Origin of the sequence: Streptantibioticus ferralitis (assembly GCF_029223525.1) — a bacterium.
Lineage (GTDB): Bacteria > Actinomycetota > Actinomycetes > Streptomycetales > Streptomycetaceae > Streptantibioticus_A > Streptantibioticus_A ferralitis.
The window spans coordinates 16,751-38,702 of sequence record NZ_JARHTQ010000006.1 but is presented as its reverse complement, the minus strand read 5'-3'; the positions used below and the strand labels follow the sequence as shown (position 1 = coordinate 38,702).

18 protein-coding genes and 1 pseudogene are annotated in these 21,952 nt (G+C 71.3%); 14 read left to right on the top strand and 5 right to left on the bottom strand.

Annotated elements, in window-relative coordinates:
* Positions 1 to 88: 88 nt before the first annotated feature.
* The 6 genes from P2L57_RS11105 to P2L57_RS11080 all read left to right on the top strand — a co-directional run bounded on the left by P2L57_RS11105 (position 89) and on the right by P2L57_RS11080 (position 9,673).
* On the top strand, positions 89 to 805 hold the full coding sequence (locus P2L57_RS11105; protein WP_275812070.1) for a DUF969 domain-containing protein: 717 nt from the start codon (positions 89 to 91) through the stop codon (positions 803 to 805).
* On the top strand, positions 802 to 1,770 hold the full coding sequence (locus tag P2L57_RS11100) for a DUF979 domain-containing protein (protein ID WP_275812068.1): 969 nt from the start codon (positions 802 to 804) through the stop codon (positions 1,768 to 1,770). The genes P2L57_RS11105 and P2L57_RS11100 overlap by 4 nt, the downstream gene beginning before the upstream one ends.
* A gap of 32 nt (positions 1,771 to 1,802) precedes the next feature.
* Positions 1,803 to 2,447: a pyroglutamyl-peptidase I gene (gene pcp / locus P2L57_RS11095; protein WP_275812066.1), complete on the top strand. Its 645-nt coding sequence runs from the start codon at positions 1,803 to 1,805 to the stop codon at positions 2,445 to 2,447.
* Between the two features lie 81 nt (positions 2,448 to 2,528).
* Positions 2,529 to 4,085, top strand: coding sequence for a hypothetical protein (locus P2L57_RS11090; RefSeq protein ID WP_275812064.1), 1,557 nt, complete (start codon positions 2,529 to 2,531; stop codon positions 4,083 to 4,085).
* The gene (locus P2L57_RS11085; RefSeq protein WP_275812061.1) at positions 4,085 to 4,966 is read left to right on the top strand and encodes a hypothetical protein; all 882 of its coding nucleotides are present in this window, start codon (positions 4,085 to 4,087) and stop codon (positions 4,964 to 4,966) included. Before P2L57_RS11090 ends, P2L57_RS11085 begins: the two co-directional genes overlap by 1 nt.
* Positions 4,967 to 5,035: 69 nt before the next feature.
* On the top strand, positions 5,036 to 9,673 hold the full coding sequence (locus tag P2L57_RS11080; RefSeq protein ID WP_275812057.1) for a coiled-coil domain-containing protein: 4,638 nt from the start codon (positions 5,036 to 5,038) through the stop codon (positions 9,671 to 9,673).
* A gap of 485 nt (positions 9,674 to 10,158) precedes the next feature.
* Here the strand turns inward: P2L57_RS11080 and P2L57_RS11075 are convergent, their stop codons facing one another.
* Positions 10,159 to 10,593, bottom strand: coding sequence for a hypothetical protein (locus P2L57_RS11075; RefSeq protein WP_275812054.1), 435 nt, complete (start codon positions 10,591 to 10,593; stop codon positions 10,159 to 10,161).
* A 317-nt stretch (positions 10,594 to 10,910) separates the two neighbouring features.
* Between P2L57_RS11075 and P2L57_RS11070 the strand changes: the two genes are divergently transcribed.
* From P2L57_RS11070 to P2L57_RS11060, 3 genes are read left to right on the top strand one after another with little or no spacing between them, the layout of a single operon-like run.
* A complete protein-coding gene (locus P2L57_RS11070; protein WP_275812052.1) occupies positions 10,911 to 13,511 on the top strand; it encodes a sensor histidine kinase in 2,601 nt (866 codons plus the stop codon).
* The gene (locus tag P2L57_RS11065; protein ID WP_275812049.1) at positions 13,508 to 13,912 is read left to right on the top strand and encodes a roadblock/LC7 domain-containing protein; all 405 of its coding nucleotides are present in this window, start codon (positions 13,508 to 13,510) and stop codon (positions 13,910 to 13,912) included. Before P2L57_RS11070 ends, P2L57_RS11065 begins: the two co-directional genes overlap by 4 nt.
* A 9-nt stretch (positions 13,913 to 13,921) precedes the next feature.
* Positions 13,922 to 14,320, top strand: a complete 399-nt coding sequence (locus P2L57_RS11060) for a DUF742 domain-containing protein (RefSeq protein WP_275812046.1) — start codon at positions 13,922 to 13,924, stop codon at positions 14,318 to 14,320.
* 87 nt (positions 14,321 to 14,407) lie between these two features.
* On the opposite strand, the gene P2L57_RS11055 is transcribed toward P2L57_RS11060, so the two are convergent.
* A complete protein-coding gene (locus tag P2L57_RS11055) occupies positions 14,408 to 14,647 on the bottom strand; it encodes a hypothetical protein (RefSeq protein WP_275812043.1) in 240 nt (79 codons plus the stop codon).
* 731 nt (positions 14,648 to 15,378) lie between these two features.
* On the opposite strand from P2L57_RS11055, the pseudogene P2L57_RS40685 reads away from it, so the two are divergent.
* Positions 15,379 to 16,562, top strand: a pseudogene (locus P2L57_RS40685) (Tn3 family transposase); the annotation flags it as partial.
* A gap of 252 nt (positions 16,563 to 16,814) precedes the next feature.
* Here the strand turns inward: P2L57_RS40685 and P2L57_RS11040 are convergent.
* The gene (locus P2L57_RS11040) at positions 16,815 to 17,654 is read right to left on the bottom strand and encodes a MerR family transcriptional regulator (protein WP_275812894.1); all 840 of its coding nucleotides are present in this window, start codon (positions 17,652 to 17,654) and stop codon (positions 16,815 to 16,817) included.
* An 871-nt stretch (positions 17,655 to 18,525) separates the two neighbouring features.
* The gene (locus P2L57_RS11035) at positions 18,526 to 18,711 is read right to left on the bottom strand and encodes a hypothetical protein (protein WP_275812040.1); all 186 of its coding nucleotides are present in this window, start codon (positions 18,709 to 18,711) and stop codon (positions 18,526 to 18,528) included.
* 75 nt (positions 18,712 to 18,786) lie between these two features.
* On the opposite strand from P2L57_RS11035, the gene P2L57_RS11030 reads away from it, so the two are divergent.
* Positions 18,787 to 19,509, top strand: a complete 723-nt coding sequence (locus P2L57_RS11030) for an alpha/beta fold hydrolase (RefSeq protein ID WP_275812037.1) — start codon at positions 18,787 to 18,789, stop codon at positions 19,507 to 19,509.
* Between the two features lie 176 nt (positions 19,510 to 19,685).
* Entirely contained in the window at positions 19,686 to 20,018 is a 333-nt protein-coding gene (locus tag P2L57_RS11025; RefSeq protein ID WP_275812034.1) for a muconolactone Delta-isomerase family protein, read from the top strand.
* Between the two features lie 209 nt (positions 20,019 to 20,227).
* Here the strand turns inward: P2L57_RS11025 and P2L57_RS11020 are convergent, their stop codons facing one another.
* On the bottom strand, positions 20,228 to 20,359 hold the full coding sequence (locus tag P2L57_RS11020; protein WP_275812031.1) for a hypothetical protein: 132 nt from the start codon (positions 20,357 to 20,359) through the stop codon (positions 20,228 to 20,230).
* A gap of 326 nt (positions 20,360 to 20,685) precedes the next feature.
* Here P2L57_RS11020 and P2L57_RS11015 point away from each other — a divergent pair, with 326 nt between their 5' ends.
* Positions 20,686 to 21,555, top strand: coding sequence for a recombinase family protein (locus tag P2L57_RS11015; RefSeq protein WP_275812028.1), 870 nt, complete (start codon positions 20,686 to 20,688; stop codon positions 21,553 to 21,555).
* 71 nt (positions 21,556 to 21,626) lie between these two features.
* On the top strand, positions 21,627 to 21,941 hold the full coding sequence (gene mihF / locus P2L57_RS11010; protein ID WP_275812025.1) for an integration host factor, actinobacterial type: 315 nt from the start codon (positions 21,627 to 21,629) through the stop codon (positions 21,939 to 21,941).
* Positions 21,942 to 21,952 lie beyond the last annotated feature (11 nt).

Below are 21,952 nucleotides of genomic sequence, written 5' to 3'. Positions count from 1 at the left end.
CATGACTCTTGTGGAATTGTTCAACAACAACCTAGCCTCCTCGCTACATCCCGCCGCCCGGCGGGAACGGAGCACGGAAGGCGGACGCATGCTCGCTCTGCTCGGCGTGCTCGTGGTGATCGTCGGATTCGCCACGAAACGCAACCCCCTACTCGTCGTTGGTGTGGCGGGCATCGTCACCGGCCTGTTCGGCGGCCTCAGCCCGCAGACGGTCCTGGCCGACTTCGGTACCGGCTTCGCGGCCAGCCGCTCGGTGACGATCTTCGTGATCACCCTGCCGGTGATCGGCCTGCTGGAGCGGTACGGACTGCGGGAGCAGGCGGGCGCGCTCATCACCCGGTTCGCCTCACTGACCACCGGGCGCTTCCTGGCGATCTATCTGCTCCTCCGCCAACTCACCGCCGCCGTCGGCCTGACCACCCTCGGCGGCGCCGCGCAGGCGGTACGGCCGATGGTCGCGCCCATGGCGGAGGGAGCCGCGGAGCGGCGGTACGGGGCGCTGCCCGAGCGGGCGCGCGAGAAGATACGTTCCTTCGCCGCCAGCGCCGACAACGTCGGGCTGTTCTTCGGTGAGGACTGCTTCCTCGCGGTGGGCTCGATCCTGCTGATCACCGGATTCGTCAACACCACGTACAAGACGCACCTGGAGCCGCTGGACCTGGCCCTCTGGGCGATCCCGACCGCGGCCTGCGCCTGTCTGATCCACGGCGCCCGGCTGCTGTACCTGGACCGCACGCTGGAGCGCGAACTGGCGGCGGCCGGTGGCACGTTGCCGCGCGAGGACGCCGAGGAGGCCGCCACATGATCCGGGCGGAATGGTTCTACTGGCTGGTGGGCGCCGTCTTCCTGGCCATGGCCGGACAGATGGCCATGGACCGCAGCAACCCCAAGCGCTTTGGTACGGCGGCTTTCTGGGGTCTGGTCGGCGCCGCGTTCATCTACAGCACCTGGGTGGTGAACAAGACCGCACCCGCGGAACCGCTCGGTGTCGCCGTGCTGGCCATGGTCTGCCTCGCCGGATTCGGCCGCACCGGACGCGGCGAGACACGGACCACCGCGGCGGAGCAGCGCGCGGCCTCGGCCGCCCGGCTCGGCAACCGGCTGTTCGTTCCGGCGCTGACCATCCCCGTGGTGGCGATGGTGTGTGCCGTACTGGTCAAGAAGTGGCACATCGGGCGAACGCCGGTCCTGCAGACGGGCAGTGAGACCATCCTCGGACTGGGCATCGGGACCGTCGCGGCGCTGGTCGTCGCCATGCTCGTACTGCGCGAGCGGCGGCCCACCACCCCGCTGCACGCGGGGCGCGGTCTGCTGGAGACCATGGGCTACGTCATGCTGCTGCCGCAGTTGCTGGCCACGCTCGGCTCGATCTTCCAGGCCGCCGGAGTCGGCAACGCCGTGGGCAAGCTCACCCAGCACGTACTGCCGCACGGGCAGACCTACACCGCGGTCATCGTCTACTGCGTCGGCATGGCCGTGTTCACCGTCATCATGGGCAACGGCTTCGCCGCGTTCCCGGTGCTGACCGCGGCCGTCGGCTGGCCGGTGCTGGTCGAGCAGGCGCACGGCAGGCCCGCGGTCGTGCTGGCCGCCGGAATGCTCGCGGGCTTCTGCGGCACGCTGTGCACCCCCATGGCCGCGAACTACAACATCGTGCCCGCCACGCTGCTGGAGCTGAAGGACCAGTACGGGCCGATCAAGGCCCAGGTCCCCACCGCTGTCGCACTGTTGGCGTGCAACATCGTCATCATCTCGGTCTTCGCGTTCTGATGGCCCAAGGAGCGTTTGACCCGAGGAGCGTCATGACCCGGGTACTCCTCACCGGCTTCGACCCGTTCGAGGGCGAGCGCGTCAACCCGTCCTGGCAGGCGGTTTCGGCCGTGGCGGCCGCGCCGCCGGACGGCTGCGCCGTGGAGGCGGTGCGGCTGCCGTGCGTCTTCGGCGCGGCGCTGGACGCGTTGCGGGCGGCGGTGGAAAGGGCCGACCCCGACATCGTGGTGTGCGTCGGCCAGGCGGGCGGCCGGGCCGATCTGACCGTCGAGCGCGTGGCCGTCAACGTGGACGACGCCCGCACCCCCGACAACGCCGGGCGCCAACCCGTCGACACACCGGTCATCGAGGGCGGGCCGGTGGCGTACTTCGCCGCACTGCCGGTCAAGGCGTGCGTCGCGGCCGCCCGTGCGGCGGGGGTGCCCGCCTCCGTCTCACAGACAGCCGGGACATTTGTCTGCAATCACGTCTTCTACGGGCTGATGCACCTCATCGCCACCGAACGGCCTTCACTGCGCGGGGGGTTCGTCCACATTCCGTACACAACGGAACAGGTCCTCGACCGGGCTGTGCCCTCGCTGTCGGTTACGCTGGCAGCCGAAGGGCTACGGGCCGTGGTGGGTTCCGCCGTCTCCCGTGTCGAGGACATCGTGATGGCGGGCGGCGCCACGCACTGACCGGGCACGGTGGGGTGTGGACAGACCGCCGCATCCGTGCCGTTTCGAACGTTGTCGGTGCGACCACCTAATCTGTCCATCGTGACTGCGTCCACTGCGGAAACCGTGCCGCACCAGAACACCGGCGTCCCGCGCTCCGTCGCGCCGGGACCCGCCGCCGACGAAGGCCTCGCCCGTCGGCTCAAGGCGCTGGCCTGCACCGCTCCGCTGCACGACCTGGACGTACGCAAGGCGAATCTGGCGGGCGAGTACTCGACGTACGCCATGGCCGAGGTGGCGCTCGCCGCCATCGACCTGGTCACGCTCACCATGGACTTCGACACCGGCGCCGATCACGACCAGATAGTCGCCAGGCTGCAACCGCGGGTCGCCGCCCAGGCCCCGCGGCGCCCCGCCGAGGAGCACGAACGGGTCGCCCGCTGGGTGCTGGAGAACCTGATCAACGTCGGCAGCGTCGACCGGGGTTTCCGTGCCGTTTACGGCACGTTCGGCACCGACGGCGCCTATGTGCGCCGCGACTACGACTTCAAACTCGTCGAAGAGGTGCCCGGCCCTGGCGGCAGCGTCTATCTGCGCACCACCGACGAAGCGGTCAACGTGCTGGTGGGCGCCCTCGACACCGACGTCACCAGCGCCCAGATCGCGGCCGAGGTGAAGCTGGAGGTGCTGATCAACCGGGGGCGGCTGGCCGACGCGCAACTCGCCGCGGAGCAGGCCCGCTACCGCACGGTGCAGTACGCCGAGACGCTGCGCCGCGCCCTGGAGGCGACCCGGCGGGATGTGCGCGCGGTGGACTGGCTGCGCGCGGTGCCCGACATGATCAACGAGGCGCTGGACCACGTGGCCGACCGCTACCGGCACGAGAACGCGATCCTCACCAACATCCGCAAGGCCCGCGACGAAGCCACCGACCCGGAGCACAAACGGCGCGCCGCCGAACTCGTGGACATCGTCAAGGACTGCATCCGCCGCCACACCCAGTTGCAGTCCCGGCTGCTGGAGGCCGGTCCGCTGTTCCGTGCCGAACAGGACCGCCAGGCCTTCGCCACACCGGCCGCCCGGGCCGGACTCGATCTGTACGGGCAGTTGCTGGCGCCGGTGCTGCCGCTGGCCGTGGAGCGGGCCAGCCGGGTCACGGACGCGTTCTTCGCCCGCGGCGCCGGACTGCGAACCCCGCCCGCGGTACGGGTCGGCGACCTCGTGGAGGCGCTGCTCACCCCGCCGCTGGAGCGTGAGCACCTCGGCGCGGAGATGCCCGAGCCGGACCTGGTCGCCACGCCGGAGGACAGTCGGTTCAGCGAAGCGCAGTTGGAGGCCGCGCTGGAACTGCTCGATCTGCCGCATGACGCACCGCGCAGACTCTCCGGCCTGCTCGCCGAGGCCCGTCGCGGTGATCCGGAACTGCCCTACCTGGTCGCCTTGTTGGCGGTGCACGCGGCCAGCCCGCCGGTGGGCACCGCTTACCGGCAGGGCGAGCAGCGGCTGCTGTTCGCCGTGGACGACGGCGCGCAGCTGGACGATCCGGAGTTCGGCGGCGCGGATCTGATCGTCGGCGCGGCACTGCTGGACGCGGCGGGCATGGCACAGGAACGGACGGTGGAGAACACCGCAGGAAAGAACGAAGGGCACCGCGAGTGATGGACGACGGCGAGACCCTGGCGCCCGCGCAGGAACCCGAAGCCGACCGCCCGGCGGCTGTCACCCCGGCCGACGCCGCCGACGCCGCCCGGCTGGTCGCCTGCGGGCTGCAGCCCAAACTGCTGCCCGCCCGGGACGCCGAATACGCGGAGCTGATCCGGCGGCACCGGGATGATCCGGCGTTCGCCCGGCTCGCCGACGCGGTGGCCGCCGGACTCGGGCTGGTGGTGCTGGAGGTCTCACCGCGGGCCGGGATGGCGGTGGCCGCCGCCGAGGACTCGGTCTTCGCGGTCCGCATGGGCGACTACTCACGGCGCGCCGCCTCCGACTCCAGCGACCGCTTCCTGCACGGCCTGGCACACCTCGCGGTCGCCGCCATGGCCTTCCCCCGCCCGGCCGACCTGGCCGATGACGGCTACATCGGCCGGATCACGGTCAACGGTGTCGACGCCTTCGTCCGCCAGGCCTGCCGCCGCCTGGAGGAACGCGCCGAGGAACAGGGCGAGAACAGCGACCCGGCCAGCGACGCGCCCGGGCTGGAGGCGGCGTGGCGGGTCTATGCCCGGCGCAGCGCGACCGGTGCGACCAAGGACGCCCGCAGGCTGGCCGGTTCGACCACCGGCATCGTCGGCAAGGCGGTCGCCTTCCTGGTCGACTCCGGCTTCCTGCAGCGCACCGGTGACGAGGCGGGCGGCACCTACCGCACCACCGCCCGCTACCAGTTGCAGGTGCGCGATCTGGCGGGCAGCGCCGCCATGGCCGAACTGCTCGACCTCGGCGTGGTCCCGGTCGGCGACGGCTCGGCGAGCCTGCTGCCGCCGGTCGGGGGCGAAGAACTCGACCTGGTCGCCGAGGCCGGTCTGCCGTTCCACGGCTCGTAAGACACCTCTTCCGGGGACCGCCCCGGACCCCGTCCGATACTGCCGAACAACCGCAACGAGAGTCCTTCCATGTACGAGCTGTCCCGGGTCCGCCTCTACTCCATCGGACCGGCCGGTGCGCGCTATGCCGACACCGTGCTGGACCTGCGGGGCGTCGGCGACCCGGTCCCGCAGCCCGCGCCCGCGCAGGGCCAGTTCTTCGAGGACGAGCCCACCGGACCGCCGCGCCGACCCGCCCCCGCGGGCGTGCTGTTCCTGGAGAACGGCGGCGGCAAGTCCGTACTGCTCAAGCTGATCTTCTCGGTCATGCTGCCCGGCCACCGCAACACCCTCGGCGGCGCCAGCTCCGGTGTGCTGCGCAAGTTCCTGCTCGCCGACGACTGCGGACATGTCGCGCTGGAATGGCAGCACACCATCACCGGTGAACTCGTCGTCGTGGGCAAGGTCAGCGAATGGCGCGGGCGCCAGGTCTCCTCCGACCCGCGGAAGTTCGCCGAGGCCTGGTACTCGTTCCGGCCGGGACCCGGCCTCAGCCTTGACTCACTGCCGGTCGCCGAGGCGGCGACGGTACGCCCGCCCGCCGAAGGCGTCTCCGGGGCGCGCGGCCGCCGCCGCACCATGAAGGGGTTCCGCGACGCGCTCACCGAGGCCGGGAAGGCCTACCCGCACCTCGACGTGGTGTGGGAGGAGATCCACGACCGCTGGAACGAGCACCTCGGCGACCTCGGTCTGGATCCCGAACTGTTCCGCTACCAGCGGGAGATGAACGCCGACGAGGGCGAGGCCGCCGGGCTGTTCGCGGTGAAGAAGGACTCCGACTTCACCGACCTGCTGCTGCGCGCCGTCACCGACACCCGGGACACCGACGGTCTCGCCGACCTGGTACACGGCTTCGCCAACAAGCTGGGCCGCCGCGCCGAGCTGACCGCGGAACGGGACTTCACCGCCGGATCCCTGGACCACCTCGAACGGATCGTGGAGGGCACCGAGCAGCGCGACCGGGCGCGCGGCGTGCACAGCCAGAGCGAACGCCGCACCCGGGAGCTGGCCAGGCGGCTGTCCGCCCGCGCCGCCGGGGAGCGCGGCCGGGCCGCCGAGCTCGACCGCCAGGTCGGCGACGCCGCCCGCGCGGTGACCGACGCCGAGGCCGCCCGCGCCCGTACCGCACTGATCAGCGCCGAACTCGCCTACCGGCACGCCTCGTTGAGCCTGTCCGCCGCCGAGAAGGACGCCGCGGGGCTGCGCCGTGAGCTGGCCGACGCCCGTACTCTGCACGCCGCGTGGCAGGCGGCCGAGACGGTGCTGCGGCACCGGGCCGCCGCCGACCGTTCGGCACGGGTGGCCGCCGCCATCCGTGAGGCCGAACGCGACGCGGCGCCCGCGCTCGCGGCCCGCGCCAAGGCCGCCACCGACCTGGTACGGGCGCTGCGGGCGGCCGCCGACCGGGCCGAGCGGCAGGCGGACGAAGAGGAGGAGCGCTCGGTCGCGCTGCAGGCGGAATCCGACAGCGCGCACCGGGACGCCACCGCCGCCGCCACCGCCGCGCAGCGCGCCCGCAGTGAGATCGGCCATCTTCAGCAGCGGCTGGCCGAGGTCGAGCAGGAGACCGCCGAGGCGGTACGCGCCGGGTGGCTGGACAACGCGGCCCCGGACGCCGACCCGGCGCGCGCCGCCCTGGAGGCCAGCGACGCGGAGAAAACCGCGGTCGCCGCATGGGAGACGGCACGGGACGCCGCCCGTACCGCAGTCGAGCGTGCCCGTGAGGCGGCCGCGGACGAGGCCCGCGCCGAACTCACGGCGGCCCGGAGCACGGACGCCCTGGAGGCGGCCGAGTCCGGGTACGCGGGCGAGCAGCGCACGGCGGCCGCGCTGGCGGCGCAGGACCGCCTCGCCGAACTGCTCGGCCTGCCATCGGCGGAAGCCGGGACCGGCAGCATTCCGGGCCCGCGCACCGGCACGCCGGACGACACCGCCCAACACTGCGCGGCCGTCCAGGCGCTGAGCGTCGAGGAGCTGGACCGCAACGCCGGGACGCTGCGCGAACTGCTCGCCGGAAGCGTCGCCGCCGCTGAGCGGCAGTTGTTCGAGCTGCGGACGTCGGCCGCGGACGACTCACGGATCCTGGCCGCGCTGGGCGATGGTGGGCTGCTGCCGCCCGGGCCCGACGTGCTGGCGACGGTGGAGTACCTCGGCGAGCACGGTGTGCCCGCGCTGCCCGGCTGGCGCTATCTGGCGCAGGCCGTCGATCCGGCCGACCACGCGGCCGTGCTGTCCGCGCGGCCCGAGCTGGTCGACGGCGTCGTGGTGACCGATCCCGGCGCCTATCAGCGGGCCCGCGAGATCCTGGTGGAAGCCGCGCTGCTGCCGCGCTCGACGGTGGCGGTGGGCACCGCCGCCGCGCTGCTCGCGCCAACTCCGGCCGCCCGGCAGGCCGATGACCTCTTCCTGGTACCGCCGAACCCGGCCATGCACGACGAGCAGGCCGCCGACGGCGAGCGGCATGCGCTGCGCGCCCGTGCCGCCGCCCGCGATGAGGAGATCAGGGCGCTCGCCGCCCGCTTGGGCCACGACCGCGAACTCGCTGCCCGGCTCGCCTCGTGGCGTGCCTCCTGCCCGCAGGGACGGCTCGCCGAACTCGCCGCCGCCGTCGACAGCGCGCGCGGCGCGGCCACCGCCGCCCAGCAGGAGCTGGCCGAGGCCCGGGTCCGGCGCGCCGAGGCCGATGAGGTGTCCGCCGAGGCCTCCCGGGTACGTGACGAGCGTCAGGAGGCGGCGCAGCGTGCCCGGCGCCGCGCCGACGCGCTCGCCGGGCTGGCGTTCCGGCTGCGGGAGCGCGCCGCCTGGCAGCGCAGGATGCGCGAACTCGCCGAGGAGGCCGCCGAGGCGGAGGAGCGCGCCGAGTCCTGTCTGTCCCGTGCGCGCTCCGGCGACGAGGACCGACGCGCCGCCCAGCGGGCCGCCGACGACGCCCGCCGGACCGTGCGGGCGCTGCGCGCCGAGCGCGCCGAGATCGCGGGCGCGCCCGACCAGGACGGCGGCGACGGCGAACCGCCGCACGCCGCACTGCCCGCGCTGCGCGAGGCGTACCGCGCCGCGTCGCAGGTGTACGAGAAGGTGGGCGTCGGCGCCGACCTGCGGGCCGAGCAGGCACGTGCCGAAAGCGACGAGAGCGCCGCGCTGGCCGAGTTGGACCGGCTCACCAACAAGGTCCGCACCCGCGCCGCCCAGTTGCTCGAAGGCACCGACGGCGCCGACGGCCCGTCCCGGCAGGCGGCCGCGGCCCGCGCCGAGTCGCTGGTCCAGCGCATCGAGACCCGGGCCGGTGCCGCGAGCGAGCAGCTGGGCAGGCTGCGCGGCGAGGCCGAACGGCTCGCACCGGTCGACGGCGAGTCGCACACCGAACTGCCGGAGGACCTGGTGCCCGACGGCGCCGAGCGGGCGCAGGCCCTGCTGCGCACCGTGACCAGCGAACTCGCCGGGCGCACCGAGGCGTTGGCGGCGGCCGGGGAGCGCCACACCGAGCTGCAGGGGGCGCATCGCGCCGCCGAGGACGCGGCGGGCGGTTTCGACGAGCTGGCCGCCCTGCTGCGCGACCTGCTCCGGGACAACGCCCAGGACACCGGCGCCGACGACGCGCCGGAGCCGTACCCCGGCGCCCTGGAGGAGGCCCGGCAGGCGGCGGCCGAGACCCGCCGGGCGCTGCGCGGCTGTGCGGCCGACCTGTCAGCGGCCGAGTCGCATCTGCGGGAGGCCTGCGACCAGTTGGTACGGCACGCCAACGCGACCCGGTACGAGCAGGTGCGTACCCCGGCGCGCCAGCAGATCCGGGAGCTTCCGGCGGCCGCGCTGCCCGAGCACGCAGCCGCCTGGGCCGCCGCCTTCGCGCCCCGGCTGCGGGTGCTCACCGATGAACTGGAGCAGTTGGAACGCAACCGGGACAGCATCGTGGACCGGCTGCGCGGCCTGGTCGAGGCCGCGCTGGCCACCCTGCGGTCCGCCCAGCGGCTCTCCCGGCTGCCGGAGGGGTTGGGGGAGTGGTCGGGCCAGGAGTTCCTGCGGATCCGGTTCGACGACCCTGATCACGCGCATCTGGCCGAGCGGCTCGGCGAGGTGATCGACGAGGCCACCCGCGCGGCCGTGCGGAAGAACTCCGATCTGCGGCGGGACGGTATGAGCCTGCTGCTGCGCGGAGTGCAGGCGGCGCTGGAGCCGCGCGGGATCGCGGTGGAGATCCTCAAGCCGGACGCGGTGCTGCGCGCGGAGCGGGTACCGGTCGGGCAGATGGGCGATGTGTTCTCCGGCGGCCAGCTGCTGACCGCGGCGATCGCGCTGTACTGCACCATGGCGGCGTTGCGCAGCAACGACAGTGGACGCGACCGGCAGCGGCATGCGGGCACGCTGTTTCTGGACAACCCGATCGGGCGGGCCAACGCCACCTATCTGCTGGAGCTGCAGCGGGCGGTGGCGGACGCGCTCGGCGTGCAGCTGATCTACACCACCGGCCTGTTCGACACCACCGCGCTCGCCGAATTCCCGTTGGTGGTACGGCTGCGCAATGACGCGGACCTGCGCGCGGGGCTGAAGTACATCAGCGTCGAGGAGCACTTGCGGCCCGGCCTGCCGCAGCAGGATCCGGACAGCGAGCCGGTGCACGGCGAGATCACCGCGACCCGGATGTTCCGCCGCCCCACCGAACAGCGGGCCTGAGCCCGGCCGGGCAGCCGGATCCTCGACGGTCGCGGGCGGGCTGATGTGACGGTGGTCGCTCGCCGTCCCGGCGCAGGGAAGCCGTGCGATGCACGCGATCGCACCAGCAACCCCTCCGCCGCGACGGCGAGCAGCCACGATGGCATGGTCCGGCGGCGCCCAACGGGACGCGGTCTGATGGATTGCCCCGCGGGGCCATCGCTGGTGCCCGCCGGGGTCTGGTGCCCGCAGGTGTCTCGTGCCCTCGGGGTCTGGTCACCGCGCGAAACCTTCTCGCCGCCGCGACGGCGATCAACCACGGCGATGTGGCCCGGCGGCGCCGCACCGGCCGCAACCTGACGCATTGCCCGCGGGGGCACCGCTGGTCCCGCCGCAGTCTCGTCGCCGCGGGAGATCCTTTCGCCGCCGCGACGGCGCTCGACCACGACGATATGGCCCGGCGGTCTCCAACCCGCCCTACTCCGGGCAGGATCCGCCGGACAGGCCTACGCCTCGGAGAGCGACCGCGGACCGTTCCGCACCCGCACCCGAATCCGCCCACGCCGCATCCGCCCACGCCGAACCCGGCGTGGGCGGGCCGCACTGCTGGGGCTGGACACCACACCATGGCGCTGGTTCCACACCTGCCGGGTGACCCACACGTCGAGCACCGCCCAGGTGGCGACGACCGTGCTGACCAGGGTGCACAACAGGGCGGGTGCGGTGATCCACGCGCCCGCCGCCGCACCGAGCATGGCCACCATGGCCTCGATCAGTGTCACGGAGGCGATGAGCACCGCGCGCACCGCCGACTCCCGTACCGGATCGGGCATCCGGGGCCTGCCGAGCGGTTCCTCGGTCCACAGTGTGCTGCCGCCGAGCGGCGGTTGCTCGGGCCCACCGTCGGTGTCCGGTGCGGTGCTGTGCGATTGGGCATTCATGGCGCTGCGCTCCCCTCGGGGATACGGCCCTGGCTCATTGCCTGTTGCCCGTTTTGTCGCGGTGTATTCCAGGACCTGTCTCCCCTGTACTGGTGCACGATCGGCGAGGTCGTGTGGTTCCCGGCAGGAGCGAGGAACTTCACGCGTGAGATCCCGAGATCGCAAAGTGGCTGGTAAGCGAATAAAATCGGGCGTTGCGGTTCGATGGAAGGACTCAAATGTGCAGACGGGTTTTCGAGTTGGTCATCCCGCAGTAGTAGGCTCGCGCCGTTTGACGGACTACCAACCCCTGCCCAGGGGTCGACGTTGGGGAGGCCATGCGCTTTCGCGGGAAATCGATCCGTCGGAAGATCGTGGCACTGCTCTTGGTGCCGTTGGTGTCCCTGATCGGCATCTGGGTGTTCGCGACACTGATCACCAGTAGAGGGGTGTCCGGTCTCCTCGACGTCAAGGAAGTGACCGACAAGATCGGTTACCCGGTCGAGAGCACCATCGAGGCACTGTCCGCCGAGCGCCGTGCCGCGATGGTCTACCTCGCCGACCCGCGCAACTCGCAGTCCGAGCAGAACCTTCGCTCCGCGGAGTCGGACACCGACAAGGCGGTGTCCCAGATGCGCGCCAACGGCGGCGATCCGGCACTGCGCGGCAAGCTCGACACCGCCTCGCGGCAGCGCCTGGACGCCATCATCAAGCAGGCGGCCGGTCTGGACGGCGTACGCCGCCAGGTGGCCGACGGACGGATCAACCGCGGCGACGCCTTCACGGCGTACGACGACACCGTCGAGCCGTACTACGACTTCTTCCTCGGCCTCAACGCGCTGCAGAACGTCCAACTCGACCGCCAGTCACGGGTGTTGACCGAGCTGTCCGAGGCACGTGAGGCCATCTCCCGAGAAGACGCGCTGTTCTCCGCCGCTCAGGTGGCCGGGCGGATGAGCCGCGAGGAGCAGCGGGCGTTTGGCGACGCGGTCGCCGAGCAGCGTGAGGTCTACGGCAAGTACCCGCCGCTGCTGCCCGACTCCGACCGTGCCCTCTTCGACAACTACTGGAGGAGCAGCACGGGCGTCACCCTGCACAACGCCGAGGAGCAGATCCTCAACGCCGATCCGGCGACCGCGACCACCAAGGTCAGCCCGCGGACCTGGCAGACCACGTCCGCCTCGGTACTCAGCGATCTGTCGTCGCTGGACCGGCAGGCGGCCGAGAACTACAAGCAGCGCGTCAAGCCCTACGGCGTCGGCGTACTGGTCCGGGCGGGCATCGCGGGCGGATTCGGACTGCTGGCCGTCGTCGTCTCGGTGGTCGTGTCGTTGCGCATCGGCCGCGGCCTGGCCCGTGACCTGTCCGCGCTCCGCAAGGAGGCGCAGGAGGCGTCCGGCACCCGGCTGCCGCGTGTGATGCGCCGACTCGCCGCGGGCGAGGAGGTCGACGTCGACACCGAGGTGCCGCGCCTTGACCACCCGGACGACGAGATAGGCCAGGTCGGCAGGGCACTGGGCACCCTGCAGCGCGCCGCCGTCGAAGCCGCCGTCCGGCAGGCCGACATGCGGCGCGGGGTCTCCGACGTGTTCGTCAACCTCGCCCGCCGCAACCAGGTGCTGTTGCACCGGCAGTTGACCCTGCTGGACACCATGGAGCGGCGCACCGAGGACGCCGAGGAACTCGCCGACCTGTTCCGGCTCGACCACATGACCACCCGTATGCGCCGCCACGCCGAGGGCCTGGTCATCCTCTCCGGCTCCGCGCCGTCCCGGCAGTGGCGCAAGCCCGTCCGGCTGATGGACGTGGTCCGCGCCGCGGTCGCCGAGGTCGAGGACTACGAACGGGTCGAGGTGCGCCGTCTGCCCCGGCTCGCGGTGGTCGGTGCGGCGGTCGCCGACCTCACCCACCTGCTCGCCGAACTCGTCGAGAACGCCACCGTGTTCTCACCCCCGCACACCACCGTCCAGGTGCACGGCGAGCGCGTCGCCAACGGCTTCGTGCTGGAGATCGACGACCGCGGCCTCGGCATGACGCCGGACGCGCTGCTGGACGCCAATCTGCGGCTGGCCGAGACCTCCGAGTTCGAGCTGTCCGACACCGACCGGCTGGGACTGTTCGTGGTCAGCCGCCTCGCCCAGCGCCAAGGCGTCCGGGTCTCGCTGCGGCAGTCCCCGTACGGCGGCACCAGTGCCGTGGTCCTCATCCCCACCGCACTGCTCACCGAGGGCGTCGAGGACCCCGCCAGCACCGGAGAGCAGCCGGTGCCCGGCGCGATCGCCCGCCTCGCCGCGCCGCCGCCCGAGCCGCGCCTCGGCGGCGAACTCCCGGACGAGATCTCGGTACCGGTGCCCGCCGAGCCGCCCGAGCAGGCCTTCCGCGAATGGGGCATGCTCCCGGCCGGTACGGACGGCACCGCGACGTCAGAGTCCCGGGGGCGCCGGGTGGAACTCGCCGAGATCACCGGGCAGCACCGGCGGGCCGCCGAACCCGCGGAACGCGAGCACGACAACACGCCCGACGGCGGGCCGACGCCGCTGCCGCGCCGCCGCCGGACCCCGGTGCTGGTCACCGACCGGGGGCGCACCCTCGGCCCGGCCCGGCCGCCGCGCACCGGATCGGACGACACGCCCGAGCCGGCCACCGCTGACAAACCCGCGCCCGCCGGGCTACCGCGCCGGGTGCGCCAGGCCAGTCTGGCCCCGCAGCTGCGCGAGGACGACACCGGACAGCGGCAGGGACCGGCGGCCGCGGCCGACTCCGCCGCGCAAGCCGCATACGATCGCGATGCCGACGAGGTGCGCTCTCGGATGGCCTCGCTGCAGCGCGGCTGGCAGCGCGGCCGAGCGGAAGCCGACGACAGCAGCCTTCCGGACCGCACCGACGGCGGCCGGAGCGGGAACGAAGCAGGAACGACATCGGAGGGGGACGGTCGATGACCGCACCAACAAGCCCAACGGGCGATCTCAACTGGCTCCTTGACGAACTGGTCGGACGCGTTTCCAGCATCCGCAAGGCCCTGGTGCTGTCCGGGGACGGTCTGGCCACCGGCGCGTCCAAGGACCTCACCCGTGAGGACTCCGAACACCTGGCCGCCGTGGCCTCCGGCTTCCACAGCCTCGCCAAGGGCGTCGGGCGGCACTTCGACGCGGGTCAAGTGCGCCAGACCATGGTCGAGTTGGACCAGGCGTTCCTCTTCGTCACCGCTGCCGGAGACGGCAGCTGCCTCGCCGTCCTCGCCGATGCCGACTCCGACGTCGGACTTGTCGCGTACGAGATGGCGCTGCTGGTCAAGCGCGTCGGCGCGCACCTGGGCACCGCGCCCCGCGTCACGGGGTGATGGTTTGCCATGAGTTCCGAAGCGGACCGGTGGTACGACGACGCGGCGGGGCCGGTGGTGCGGCCCTACGCCATGACGCGCGGCCGCACCAGCCATGCCGCCGAGGACCGGCTTGACCTGATCGCGTTGGTGCTCTCCGACGGGCACCTCGACGGGGCAGGCGAGGCGGGGGACCTGGACCACACCCTGTCGCCCGAGCACCTCGACATCCTCGGCACCTGCCAGGCCGAACCCACCTCCGTCGCGGAACTGGCGGCGGAGCTGGACCTTCCGGTAGGCGTGGTGCGCGTGCTCATCGGCGATCTGCTCGACGCCGGGCTCGTCCGGGTCACCCGACCCGTACCTCCGGCGGAGCTGCCGGACGAGAGCCTGCTGCGCGAGGTGATCGACGGCCTGCGGGCGCTGTGACAGGTCCGCGGCCGGTCCTCAACCGGCCTGCCCTCACTGCTCGTTGAGGCGGTTCGGGCGGACGTCGCAGCCGCCGACGCGCATGAGTCAGTTCGGCACCGTGCACAGCCGCGCGGTGCCGAGCGTCCCCTCCCGGGCCGTGATACGCACGGCCGTCATCCACACTCCCTTCGCCTCGACGCCGGTCAAGGAGAGGTACGGGATCGGCAGCGGCGGCAGCGAGTACGTGGAGAACACCAGCGGCAGCAGCCGAACACCCGCCCGCTCACTGACTGCATGCGCAGCCGTACCCCGCCGCTCAGCGTGGTCCGCCGCCCGACGGCGCACTCCCCGTCCTCGCCCCCGGGGTCCAGGTACGAGTACCGACGCCCTTCGGGCGTCTGAAGCAGCGCCACCAGGTCGGCGGGCAGCGACGGGTCCGCCCGCCAGGCCGACTTGGCGACCGTGGTGTGCAGGCGCTTGTCCGCGATCTGGCGGACCTCGGACACCTGCCGCGCCAGCACGGAACGAGCCTGGAGCGGGCCCCGGAGCCGAAGCGGACCGCGATGCTGACCGCGGTGATGCGGCATCTGGAGGCCAAGGCGATCGATGACGCGCTGGAGCTGTTCACGGTGCTGATGTCGACCAAGCTGCTCAGCACCGCGAAGCGGCTCACGAACAAGGACCGGCTCTCCACGCTGCCGCAGCTGGAGAAGGCGTCGCGCATCACGGCCCGTATCTCGAAGGTGTTCATGGAGGAGCTGGAGCACCTTGAGGAGAGTGGCAGGGCGGTGGACGCGGCCGCGATGTGGAAGGCCCTGGAGGAGGTCGCGCCGCGGGCCCAGCTGTGGAGCGCGGCCACCACGGTGGCCAGCCTGGTCCCGGAGGACGACGACTCGGCGGAGATCGCGATCCGCGAGGCGCTGGCGAACCGCTACAACACGGTGCGCCCGTTCCTGTCGCTGCTCGGCGACACCAAGATGCTCGGCGCGGCCCCGGCCGGGGAGCGGGTCCTGGCCGCGGTCAAGGGCCTGCCCGCGCTCAGCCGCCGCCAGGTGACGAAGAAGCCGCTGCTGAAGCGGGACCTCACCACATCGGTCGTCGCGCTCCTGGTGAGCGAGGCGTGCAACATCGGCATGACCCCGGTGGTCAACCCCGGCCACGAGGCGCTGACCCGCTCCCGGCTGGTCCACGTCGACCAGTACTTCCTGCGCAGCGACACCATCGCCGCGGCCAACGCCGCCCTATCGAGGCCCAGTCGAAGGTGCCGATCGTCCAGTTCTGGGGCAACGGGCTGCTCGCCTCCGTTGACGCCCTGCGCTTCGTCGTCCCGGTCCGCTCCATCAGCACCGCGCCGAATCCGAAGTACTTCGGCTTCAAGCGCGGCATCACCTGGCTGAATGCCGTCAACGACCAGGTCTTCGGGATCGGGCAGATGGTGGTGCCGGGCACGCCCCGCGACTCCCTGCACATCCTGGACGCCCTGCTGAACCTGGACGGCGGGGTGAAGCCGGAGATGGTCGCCACCGACAACGCCTCGTACTCGGACATGGTGTTCGGCCTGTTCAAGATCCTGGGCTACAACTTCTCCCCGCGGTTCAAGGACCTGGACGACCAACGCTTCTGGCGGGCCGAGATGGACGGGATCGAGACCGGCGGCTACGGACCGCTGGACGCCCTCGCCCGCAACAACGAGGTGAACCTGAAGAAGGTGACCGCACAGTGGGAGGACATGCTGAAGGTGGCCGGGTCGCTGGTCACCAACCAGGTGCGGGCCTATGACCTGCTGCGGATGTTCGGCAACCATGGACGGCCCACGCCGCTGGGGCAGGCGTTCGCCGAGTACGGGCGGATCGCCAAGACCCTGCACCTGCTCCAGATCGTCGTCGACCCGGTCGATGACACCTACCGGCGGCAGATGGGCAAGCAGTTGTCCGTCCAGGAGTCCCGCCACACCCTGGCCCGGGACATCTGCCACGGCAAGCGCGGAACCGTCCACCAGGCATACCGGGACGGAATGGAAGACCAACTAGGGTCGCTGGGACTGGTGTTGAACGCGGTCGTGCTCTGGACGACGAAGTACATCGACGCCGCGGTCGCCCAGCTGCGCGCCGAGGGCCACGAGATCAGCGATGAGGATGTCGCCCGCCTGTCCCCGCTGAAGTTCAAGAATCTCAACGTCCTGGGCCGCTACAGCTTCACACCCTCCACCCCGCGCCAGGGCCTGCGTCCGCTGCGCGACCCGGACGCGGTCGAACTCGACGATGACGACGACGGCGGGGACGAATGGACGGCCCCGGAAGCCAGATCTGCCCCGGCGTTGTCCCACGGGGGGAGGGCAGCGCCGGGGCCGACGGTTCCATCACCCTGGCCGGGTCTCTCACCGGTCCTGGGAGAGTTTGTACAGCTCAGCGAAGATTCCGCCCGCGTCCAGGAGCGCCTCGAACGTGTCCGACTCAGCGATGCGGCCTTAGCCTCGATCCACCGACGTGGTTTCGAAGTGATCTCCGAGGGTTTACGGGTCGAGCGAGACGTGAACTGCTCCGGTGCTGAAGATCGGCCAGCAGATCTCGGTCCGCCACGCTTTCTCGTCCCCGGTGTCTCGATAGCCGACGAGTTGACGCTCCCGGATAGGGCCGTCCACCTGCAGTTCGTGGTTTGCCACATAGGCGGCCAGCGCGCCATAGGACAGGTCGAGTTCGGTGAGTGGGCCGGAATGCTCGATGACGGCGAGTTCGGCGGCCGGCACGACGAGGGGTTCGACTCGGCCCACCCGTGGGACCTCGTACTGCGTCGGGACGAAGACCGTGACCTGCCCGTACCCGTTGGTGAGCAGTTCGCCGGCAAAGAGCCCGCCCGCCAGGCCGGCGGCACGCATACCGAGAGCGTCGAGCGTGGCGTGCACTTCGGCGACCGCGCCCCTGTACCAGGGCGGCAGGTCGGCCTTGGCGATGACGGTGGTGACGGCCGCCGCCATGGTCGCACGGACCCGGCGGTGGCTGACCGGTGCGGCGGCGCACGGTCCGGCGAGCAGTTCGCGCAGCGACGCCACCGTGGCCCGGGTGCGGGCCAGATTCTCCTCCAGGCTCGTCAGGTGTGCGGAGATGAGCTCATTTCGCGTATGCAGGTCGGGAGCCTCCAGCACGGCGTGAATGTGGTCCAGCGGCATGTTCAGGTCCCGGAAACGACGGATGACCTGGGCTGTGGGGATCTGATCGGTGGTGTACCGCCGGTATCCGGTGGCGGCGTCCACATCGGTCGGCGTCAGAAGCCCGACGCGGTGATAGTGGCGCAGCGTCTTGACACTCAGATGCGTGGCACGGGAGAAGTCGCCGATGGTCAGGGCGGCAGTCATGCGTTGAGTATGTGCCCTCCCCCAAGGGGAGCGTCAAGGCCGGCAACTGCCCTTGACCCTCCCACAAGGGGAGCGTCGACGGTGGAGTCAGCCGGGCCGCAGGGCGACCTTCGAAGGACATTCGAGTTGCGGAACGAGGGGATTCCGCTTCGACCGTCGCAACGAAGCGACCCAGATCGCGCTCCGGTTCTCAGCGGCAGAGACGATAGGAAAAGACATGAAGTTCACCAAGCGTGCCATGGCGGCCAGTGGTCTTGTCGCCGCGGCTGCCACGGGCGCCATGGTCCTCGCCGGCCCCACGGCCGAAGCGGCCACTGCCAGGCCGTCGTACAACTCCACTCAGTGCAGCCTCTGGATGAACTACAGCATCCAGCAACTGAGCAACTACGGCCTCCTGACTCCGCCCTACGACCCGAAGGCGGTCATCAACTACCTCCTATTCGATGCGAATGTTTTCGACGCTCAAGGCCGCCCACAGGATGCTACAAACCTGCGAGCGGACGCGTGGAACGTGGGATACTTCTGCTTCTGAGTGCCATCCGGATCCTGACGCGTAAGTAGCAGCAGGTCAGGAGCACGTGCCAGATAGCGGTGATGATCGAGTGCTCGACGGCGACCAGGACCCTGAGTGCGCCACGGCGGGCGGCCAGTCGCTTGTAAGGGGCCTCCAGGTAGTTGTCCTTGGTTCTCACCGCGCCGAATGCGGCGAGAACCAAGGTCGACTTTGAGAGGACGTCGGAGTTCGGTGATCTGCGACGCCAAGAAACTTAATCTTCGATCTCCTTATCCAACTGGGCCTATCCGGAGCGGCGGCAGCATCTGCTCGTGAGAGAATCCGGCCGCACGTCGAATCCGCGATCCGCAAGGTGTCTCAGTGGGATGACGGCCAGGTCAGGTGCACCGGCAGGGCGCTTGCAAGGTCTGCGTGATCTTGCAAGAGCCCTGCCGGTGCAGCCTTCTGCTTGCCCTTCGCCCGCCCGGACAGCTTCGCCCGACGCTCCTTGCGCGGCGGCGCCTGTTGCCCGGCGCTGAAAATGCCGACGGAGCAGGTGCTCACGGTACCGACGGTGATTCCGGCGAATCGGCTCATCGTCGATGAGGTGATCCCATCTCAAGAACACGGAGGGCAGAAATGACAGGCACCAAGCCGAAGCAGACGTTCGTTCTGATTCCCGGTGCGTGGCTGGGAGGCTGGAGCTGGCAGCCGGTGGCCCGCTTGCTCGCCGAACGGGGTCACCCGGTCCTTACGCTGACCCTCCCGGGGCTGTCCTACGACGGCTCCCCGGCCGGCCTCGGACTGGCTGACGCGATCGACCACGTGGTCGGTGAGGTCGAGCGCCGCGATCTCACCGATGTCCTGCTGGTGTGCCACAGCTGGGGCGGGTACCCGGCCACCGGCGCCGCCCACCGCCTGGTCGGCCGTGTCAGCAAGGTGATCTACCACAACGCGGTTGTTCCCGAACAGGGCAGATCCATGGCCGACGAGAACGAGCAGTACGGCGAGATCATCCGGCAGGCCATCGCGGCCGGCTCCGACCGGACAGTCCCGATAGGTCTCGAAGCGGTCTCCGGCAGCCTCATGCCGGGAGATCCCGCTCCGCTCCAGGAGCTCGTCAGCCGGATGCTGGTACCACAGCCCGGCGGTTACATGCTCGACAGCCTCGACGTGCCCCCGGTCACGAAGACAGGGCTGAACGCGGCCTATGTGCTGTGCGCGGGCGACCAAGCCCTGGCGAGACCCGGCACCGAATTCGCGGCCCGGCTCGGCGTCGAACCGGTCATCGTGCCAGGCCATCACCTGACGCTGCTCACCCGGCCGGACATCGTGGCCGACGCTCTGATCTCCGTGCTTTGACTCCGTCGCACGACCCGTGGGTTCCCCGTGGCACATCGATTGCGGGGGCCTGGGGTCTGGTGACGGTGGGTGAGACCTTCCTACTCACCGAGCCCAAGGGCTGTACCCGGGGCTGCCCAGGTACAGCCCGCCTTCAAGCACCCCGCAGACTTCGCGCGTCATCGAAAGGACAGATTATGTCAACGACCCCGAATCCCGCCGCGACGAAGACGTTCATGGTGCTCGCGACCATCCGCGACGACACCGACTTCGCGGAGTTCACCGCCCTGCGAGCCGACGAGCACAAGCAGCTGGAGGTGCTGCGCTCGGCCGGGAGGATCGCCGCACACTACGTTTCCCCCGCCCGACGGGCAACGTTCATCGAGGTCATCGCCGCCGATGAGGAGCAAGTCGCCCAGACGCTCTCCACTCTGCCTCTCGCCCGGTTCTTCGATGCCGATGTCTACCCGACCACACCCCCGGACCCAGCGGAAGCCGCCCACCGAGCGCGGTCGCGGGGGGCCTGGTAGTACTCACTGGGACCCCGATGAGCCGCCACGGCCCCGCGGATACTCGGCACCGCAGGCCGCGCAGTGGGCGCGGAAGAGTGCGGCGGCAGGCCCGAGGGAGCCGGCCGGGCGGGCGGCGAGCCGGTGCCCCTCGATGAGGGTGATCAGCTCCGCTCACGGCTGCTGCGGGCAGACGCAGGTGGGCGGTATCGCCTCCTAGGCCGGGGCGGTCACGCGGCGCCGTCCCCGGGCGGGTTGTCCGGGGAGGTGGCCCGCCACTCGCGCGGCTTGCGGCCGGTGGCCTGCTCGACGTCGGCGACCTCCTGGTGGCCGTAGGCGGTGCGGACCCCGGAGACGGACATGCCGGAGGCGGCGGCGAGGTCGGCGAGCTTGTAGGGGCGGAGGCGGGTGAACTCCCGTCCGTACGCGACCAGGCGGCGGATCTCGGCCTCGGCCTGCGCCTTGCGGTAGCGGGCGATGCCGATGGCCGACAGCAGCGGCTCGTTGTCCTCGAAGTTGGCGTCGGACGCGGCTTCGAGGTTGAAGGCCGTCTCCTTGCGGGCGGCGTCGACGTCGTGGCAGACGTCGTTGTAGATCTCCGGGTCGGTGCGCGGCCGAGCCCGGCTCGCCGTGCCGCTCGCGCGGCGGAGCGGTCGCCGGGATCTACCACACCGGCCGGTTCAAGAAGGTGCCCCGGCTCGCCAAGAGGCTCCGGGTACAAACCCCGGCCGACCGGGGACCGGGACAGCCCTGGCGGCCCGGCACCCCGCCGCCGGCACCGATCGCCGACGACACCCCCAGCGCCGACATCCGCATCGGCTACGCCCGCTGCTCGACGCTCACCCAGGAACTCCAGTCGCAGCTCGACGCGCTCGCCGGGCGCGGCATCCCGAGGGACAAGATCTTCAGCGAGAAGATCAGCACCCGCGTCCGGGTGCGCCCGCAGTTCGAGGCCGCCCTCGCCGCCGCCCGCGAGATCAAGGCCCACGCCCCGCACTGCCGGGACATCTTCACCGTGTACGAGATGAAGCGCCTCGGCCGCGACGCCGCCGAACTCACCGCGCTCGCCGACCACCTGGCCGCCCACGGCCTGGTCCTGGAGATGCTCGCCGGACCGCTCGCGGGGACCTACGACCCCAGCGGGCACGGCAGGCTGCTGTTCGCGTTCTTCGCCGCGATGGCCGAGACCGAGCGGGAGAACATCCGCGAGTCCACGCTCGAAGGGCTCGACGCCGCGGCCCGCAAGGGCAAGCACGGCGGCCGGCCCCAGGTCATCACCGACGACATGCTGCACACCGTGCTCCGCCGCAAGGCACACGGGGAGTCCGTCGAGCAGATCCGCCCCGACTTGTGGATCGCCACCGGCAAGCGCAAGGGACAGAACCCGAGCCTGGCCAGCATCTACCGGGCGCTCGCCGAACACGAGAAGCGGGAGGTGTACCCCGACGCCATCGAGGCCGCCCACGCCGACTTCGCCACCCTCCAGAGCGGCGACGACATCCCCCGGCCCAGTCCGGCATTCGCCACCGCAGAGGAAGCAGGCGCGGAAACCTCGTAAACCTGCTGGTCAGCGCCACAACGACAGAGGCAGGATGGTCATCTCGATCACCTTGTGAAAGGACCGTTCCCATGGCACTTCCTCCGTTGACCCCATCCCAGAGGGCCGAAGCACTGGAGAAGGCGAAGGCCGTCCGCAAGGAACGCGGCGACCTGATGGCCGCGTTGAAGGCGGGAACCCTGCCGCTCACGGACCTGCTCGCCCGCCAGGACACCGTGGTCGGCAAGATCCGGGTACGCCGTGTCCTCGAATCGCTCCCCGGCATCGGCGCCGTCCGCGCCGGCCAACTCCTCGCCGACCTCGGCATCTCCGAGAGCCGCCGCGTCCAGGGCCTCGGCGCCAACCAGCGCGCCCGGCTCCTGGCCCTCTTCCCGCCCAAGGAGTGACCGGTCGCGCC